Origin of the sequence: Streptomyces boluensis, assembly GCF_009908195.1 — a bacterium.
Lineage (GTDB): Bacteria > Actinomycetota > Actinomycetes > Streptomycetales > Streptomycetaceae > Streptomyces > Streptomyces boluensis.
Genome location: NZ_JAAAHS010000433.1, coordinates 1 through 5,878 on the forward strand (window position 1 = coordinate 1; position 5,878 = coordinate 5,878).

The window sequence follows — 5,878 nt, forward strand, 5'->3', positions numbered from 1 at the left end:
GCCCCTAACCCCTCAGCCCGGCAGCATCCGCACCACCGCGTCGCGCGCGCCCGTGCGGTGGGTGGACATCAGCCGGTGCAGGGTGCGGGAGCCGAACGCGATGCGCTGGGCGCTGCGGCGGCGTTCCGTGTCGTAGGCGCGCAGCGCGCCCGGCAGGTCGCTCGCCGTGTGCTCGGCGACAGCGCGGGTCAGAGCCTCCGCGTCCAGGATCGCCGTGCACGCGCCCTGGCCCAGGTTGGGCGTCATGGCGTGCGCCGCGTCGCCCACGAGCGCGACCTTCCCGCCGTGCACGAAGGTCGGCAGCGCGGGGAACAGGTGCCGCATCTCGTACCGGATCCAGGTGCTCGGGTCGGTCTCGTGCAGGATGCGGGGGATGGGGTCGTGCCAGTCGGCGAAGTGGTCGCGCAACTGCTCGGCGGTGGTGGCCTCGGACACCGTGGCGTACCAGTTGGTGCGGCCCGGCTCGACCGGCGTCATGCCGAAGAACCGGCCCTTGCCCCACGTCTCGCCGTACACCCCGCTCTCGAACCCGGCGATGCCGATCCACGCGACCGTCCCCACCTGGCGCGGGCCGCTGCGCCCGCCGAAGGACGCGCCGCGCACCGCGCTGTTGATCCCGTCGGCGCCCACCACGAGGTCACTGTCGGCGAGCAGCGGGTCCACGTCGTCGACGTTCACGCCGAGCCGGCGCGGTACGTCCAGGGCGTCGAGCCCGTCCAGGAGCGTGTCCAGCAAGTAGGGCCGGGAGATGAGGAGTTCGGGCCGTCCGGCCTTTCGCTCGATGCGCTCAGGCCTGCTCTGACCCGCACTGTGAGCAGGGGTCCGCGCTGTTGACCTCAGCCCACGGGCCGCTTCTGGTCCTCGATGTGCTGGCGGATCACGGTCAGCGGGGCGCCGTCGCAGGAGCCGGCGAAGTAGGGGCGGGACCAGAATGCTGATATCGGAGTTTGGTTCCCAGCGGGCTGAAATACACCATATGATCGCCGAAATGACCTTGGGCGGGGGTGGGTCGGGTGATGCGTGCGTACAAGTTCCTGATGCGGCCCACCGTGGGCCAGCAGGCCGCGTTGGGCGCGATGCTGGCCGATCACTGCTCGCTCTACAACGGGGCGTTGCAGGAACGCCGCGACGCTTACCGGCACGTCTCCAGGACGAGCGTGAGGTACGGGCAGCAGTCTGGCCAGCTCAAGGAGATCCGGGCGTTCGACCCCGAGCGGCAAGGGCGTTGGTCTTTCAGCTCGCAGCAGGCGACGTTGCGCCGTCTTGACAAGGCGTTCGCCGGGTTCTTCCGGCGGGTCAAGTCCGGTGACACACCGGGTTATCCGCGCTTTCGTGGGGTGAACTGGTTCGACACGGTGGACTTCCCCAAGGACGGTGACGGCTGCCGCTGGGACTCCACCCCACACGATCCGGTCACCCGCGTCCGTCTCCAAGGCGTCGGGCACGTCAAGGTCAACCAGCACCGCCCGGTGGTCGGCAAGGTCAAGACCGTGTCGGTCAAGCGTGAGGGTAAGCGCTGGTACGTGGTCCTGACGGCTGAGCAGGTGCAGCCTGAGCCGCTGCCCGCGACGGGCAGTGTGGTCGGTATCGACCTGGGCATAGCCAACTTCCTCACCACCTCCGACGGTGAGCACGTGCCCAATCCCCGCCATGGCCGGAGGGCCGCCGCGAAACTCAAGGCCGCGCAGGAGGCCCTTGCTCGCTTTCCCCGGATTCGTCGGGACAAGCGAACAGCCAATCACCAGCGGGCCGTTGAGAAGGTTGCCGATCTGCATCGCACGGTGCGTCGCCAGCGTCTCGACCACGCACACAAGACCGCCCTTGATCTGGTCCGTACGCACGACTTCGTCGCGCATGAAGACCTCAAGATCCGCAACATGAGCAAGGCCCCCGCGCGGAAGCCCGACCCCGAACAGCCTGGCACCTTCCTGCCCAACGGGGCCGCCGCCAAAGCCGGGCTCAACAGGTCGATCAATGATGCCGGTTGGGGGGTGTTCCTGACGATCCTGTACGCCAAGGCTGAGAGCGCCGGACGGGAAGTGATCGCCGTGGACCCCCGCAACACCTCCCGGACCTGCCCCGAATGCGGGCACGTCAGCGCGGAGAACCGGCCCACACAAGAGAAGTTCCACTGCGTCAGCTGCGGCCACACCGCGCACGCGGACACGGTGGGCGCCCTGAACGTTCTACGGGCCGGGCTGGTCCGTCGCGACGCCAACCCGGCATAGCGAGAAGCCCCCTCCTTCAGGAGGGGGAGGAGTCACGGTCAGCCGTCCGTACCCGCGGCGCCGGAAGATCAGCTCGGCCGCGATCCGCAGCACACGCTCGTCCACCTTCGGATCGCGCGGCCGCCCGCGCCGGGCCTGGGTCACATCCGGCTCCTCTCCAACGCGCGACGCACCGGCCACGTGACGCCCCCGCCACCCGCCGTATTCGCTACTCGACTAGCGAAATTAACGTTACGCCCATGCCTGGAGGGGCGCAACAGGCCTGAGTGGCTCAACAGGGCTCCTGTGAAAGGGGGTTGAGGGAGAGGCGGGGCGTGGCGCGTGGTGCCACGTAAGGCCGCGAAGACGTACCCGTCAGTACCTCTTGACGCTGTTCAGGAGCGGAGTGCAGCATGCGTACCGACTGGGTGGTATGTGGTGGCTACAGCGATAGCCGCCGCCTGTCGCCGCGGCCCGGCCAGCACCTGGAGAACCCCTGTCGTGAGCAGTGTCCTGATCGCCAACCGTGGCGAGATCGCCGTCCGCATCATCCGCGCCGCGAGGTCGCTGGGGCTGCGCCCCGTCGCGGTCCACGGCCCCGGTGACCGCGAGGCCCTGCACGTCCGGCTCGCCGCCGAGGCGTACGCGCTGAGCGGCGACGACGGCTACCTCGACGCCGAGCAACTCGTCGCGGTGGCCCGGCGGTCCGGCTGCGACCTCGTCCACCCCGGATACGGATTCCTCAGCGAGAACGCCGAGTTCGCGCGGCTCTGCCACAAGGCGGGGCTGACCTTCGTCGGCCCCTCGCCCGAAGTGCTCGTCGGCTTCGGCGACAAGGCGCGGGCTCGGGCCCTCGCCCAGGAGCAGGACGTGCCGGTGCTGCGGGCCACGGCGGCCGGGGTCACCCTGGCCGATGCGGAGGTGTTCATGGGTGAACTCGGCCCGGACGCCGGTGTGTTGGTCAAGGCCGTGTCCGGTGGCGGCGGCCGCGGCATGCGCGTCGTACGGCGGCCCGACGAGCTGGCCGACGCCTTCGAGCGGTGCCGTTCCGAGGCCGAGCGGGCCTTCGGCGACGGGGCGCTGTACGTCGAGGAGTTGCTGGACAGCGCACGCCACGTCGAGGTGCAGGTGCTCGGCGACGGCACCGGCGCGGTCAGCCACCTGTGGGACCGGGAGTGCACCATCCAGCGGCGGCACCAGAAGCTGGTCGAGGTCGCGCCGTGCACCACGCTCAGCCTCGAGGAGCGCACCCCGCTCCTGGACGCGGCCCGCAGGCTCGCTGCCGCCGTCGACTACCGGGGCCTCGGCACCTTCGAGTTCCTGGTCGACTCCCGCGACCCCGGCCGCTGGTACTTCATGGAGGCCAACCCGCGCGTCCAGGTCGAGCACACCGTGACCGAGGAGGTCACCGGAGTCGACCTGGTCGCCGCCCAGCTGGAGGTCGCCCTCGGCCGCACCCTCGACGAACTCTGCCTGAACCAGGCCGACATACCGGCGCCGCGCGGTGTCGCCGTACAGGCCCGCGTCAACCTGGAACGCCTCGAACGCGACGGCACCGCGCGGGCCACCACGGGCAGGATCGACGTCTTCGAGGTGCCCACGGGGCCCGGCGTGCGCGTCGACACCCACGGGCACGCCGGACTCGTCGCCGACGGCCGGTACGACTCGCTGCTCGCCAAGGTGGTCGTGTCCACCCCGCGCGGTGGGCTCGACCAGGCGGCGGAGCGGGCCGACGCCACCCTCGCCGAGTTCCGCGTCGAAGGGCCCGGCACCAACATCCCCGCACTGCGCGCGATCCTGCGCCACCCCGAGTTCCGCCAGGGCACGGCCACCACCCGCTTCGTCGACGAACACCTCGACGCGCTGCTGCCCGACGCGCTGCCTGAACCGCCCACGGGGGACGGTGAGTTGAGCGTGGGCGGCGCCGAGGTGCGGGCCGACTTCGTCGGCACCGTCGTCGCCCTCCCGGCCGCCACCGGCGACCAGGTGGCCGCCGGGGCCCCGCTGGTCGTCCTCGAATCGATGAAGATGGAGCACGTCGTCACGGCCGCCGTCTCGGGCACCGTCCGCGAGGTGCGCGTACGCGTCGGTGACACCGTGCACGGGGCCGAGCTGCTCGTACGCCTCGAACCCGGCGAGGAACAGGCCGAACAGGCGTCTGTCCAGGCCGAGTTGGACCTCGACGCGATCCGCCCCGACCTCGCTGCCGTCGTCGAGCGGCACGCCGTCGGACTCGACGAGAACCGCCCCGAAGCCGTCGCCAAACGGCACGCCACCGGCCACCGCACGGCACGCGAGAACGTCGACGACCTGTGCGACACCGGCACGTTCGTCGAGTACGGCGCGCTCACCGTCGCCGCCCAGCGGCGCCGCAGGACCCTCGACGACCTGATCGCCCACACCCCCGCCGACGGCATGGTCACCGGCATCGGCCGGGTGGGCGGCGACCGGTTCGGGGACGCGGCACGGTGCGTCGTGATGGCGTACGACTACACGGTCCTCGCCGGGACCCAGGGTTACGTCAACCACCACAAGACCGACCGGATGCTCGAACTCGCCGAGCGGCAGCGGATACCCGTCGTGCTGTTCGCCGAAGGCGGCGGAGGCAGGCCGGGCGACACCGACTCCAACACGGCGTCAGGGCTCGACGTCACCACGTTCGCCGCGATGGGCCGGCTCAGCGGCACCGTGCCCTCCGTCGGCATCGCCTCAGGCCGCTGCTTCGCGGGCAACGCCGCGCTGCTCGGCTGCTGCGACGTCATCATCGCCACCCGGGACGCGACGGTCGGCATGGGCGGGCCCGCCATGATCGAGGGCGGCGGACTCGGGCGCTACCGGCCGGAGGAGGTCGGCCCGATGCCCGTGCAGGTCGCCAACGGTGTCGTCGACGTCCTGGTCGAGGACGAGGCGGCCGCCGTCGACACGGCACGGCGCTATCTCTCCTATTTCCAGGGCCAGTTGGACACCTGGACCTGCGACGACCAACGGCGCCTGCGGCACGTCGTCCCCGAGAACCGCGTCCGGGTGTACGACGTGCGCGAGGCGGTCAGGATCCTCGCCGACGACGACTCCGTACTCGAACTGCGCTCCGAGTTCGGCCGCAGCGTCATCACCGCCCTCGTACGGGTCGAGGGCCGCCCGCTCGGCCTGATCGCCAACGACCCCGCGCACCTCGGCGGGGCGATCGACGCGGACTCGGCCGACAAACTGGCGCGGTTCCTGCAACTCTGCGACGCGCACGGCCTGCCCGTGGTGTCCCTCTGCGACACCCCCGGCTTCATGGTCGGCCCGGACGCCGAACGGACCGCGACCGTACGGCACTTCAGCCGCCTCTTCGTGGTCGGCGCCAACCTGGAGGTGCCGATGCTCGCGGTCGTCCTGCGCAAGGCGTACGGGCTCGGCGCGATGGCGATGGTCGGCGGCGGCTTCCGTACCCCCGAAGCCACCGTCGCCTGGCCGACCGGCGAGGTCGGACCCATGGGCCTCGAAGGCGCGGTGCGCCTCGGCTACCGGCGCGAACTCGACGCCATCGAGGACCCGTCGGCCCGCCGCCGGGCCTTCGACGAACTCGTCGCCGAACACTACGACCGCGGCAAGGCCGTCAACGCGGCCACCGTCTTCGAACTCGACGACGTCATCGACCCGGCCGCCACCCGCGCCTGGATCACCGG

At 71.1% G+C, this 5,878-nt stretch carries 2 protein-coding genes and 2 pseudogenes; 2 read left to right on the top strand and 2 right to left on the bottom strand.

What is annotated here, in order from left to right; translation table 11 throughout:
• Positions 1 to 12: 12 nt before the first annotated feature.
• Both GUY60_RS32965 and GUY60_RS40105 read right to left on the bottom strand, forming a co-directional pair.
• Positions 13 to 792: pseudogene (locus tag GUY60_RS32965) on the bottom strand (FAD-dependent monooxygenase); the annotation flags it as partial.
• A gap of 44 nt (positions 793 to 836) precedes the next feature.
• Positions 837 to 932 (bottom strand): annotated as a pseudogene (locus GUY60_RS40105) (IS200/IS605 family transposase); the annotation flags it as partial.
• A gap of 81 nt (positions 933 to 1,013) precedes the next feature.
• On the opposite strand from GUY60_RS40105, the gene GUY60_RS32970 reads away from it, so the two are divergent.
• Both GUY60_RS32970 and GUY60_RS32975 read left to right on the top strand, forming a co-directional pair.
• Positions 1,014 to 2,228: an RNA-guided endonuclease InsQ/TnpB family protein gene (locus GUY60_RS32970; RefSeq protein WP_161704591.1), complete on the top strand. Its 1,215-nt coding sequence runs from the start codon at positions 1,014 to 1,016 to the stop codon at positions 2,226 to 2,228.
• A 480-nt stretch (positions 2,229 to 2,708) separates the two neighbouring features.
• Positions 2,709 to 5,878, top strand: a 3,170-nt coding sequence (locus GUY60_RS32975) for an acetyl-CoA carboxylase family protein (protein WP_161704593.1), incomplete at its 3' end; no start/stop codon positions are given.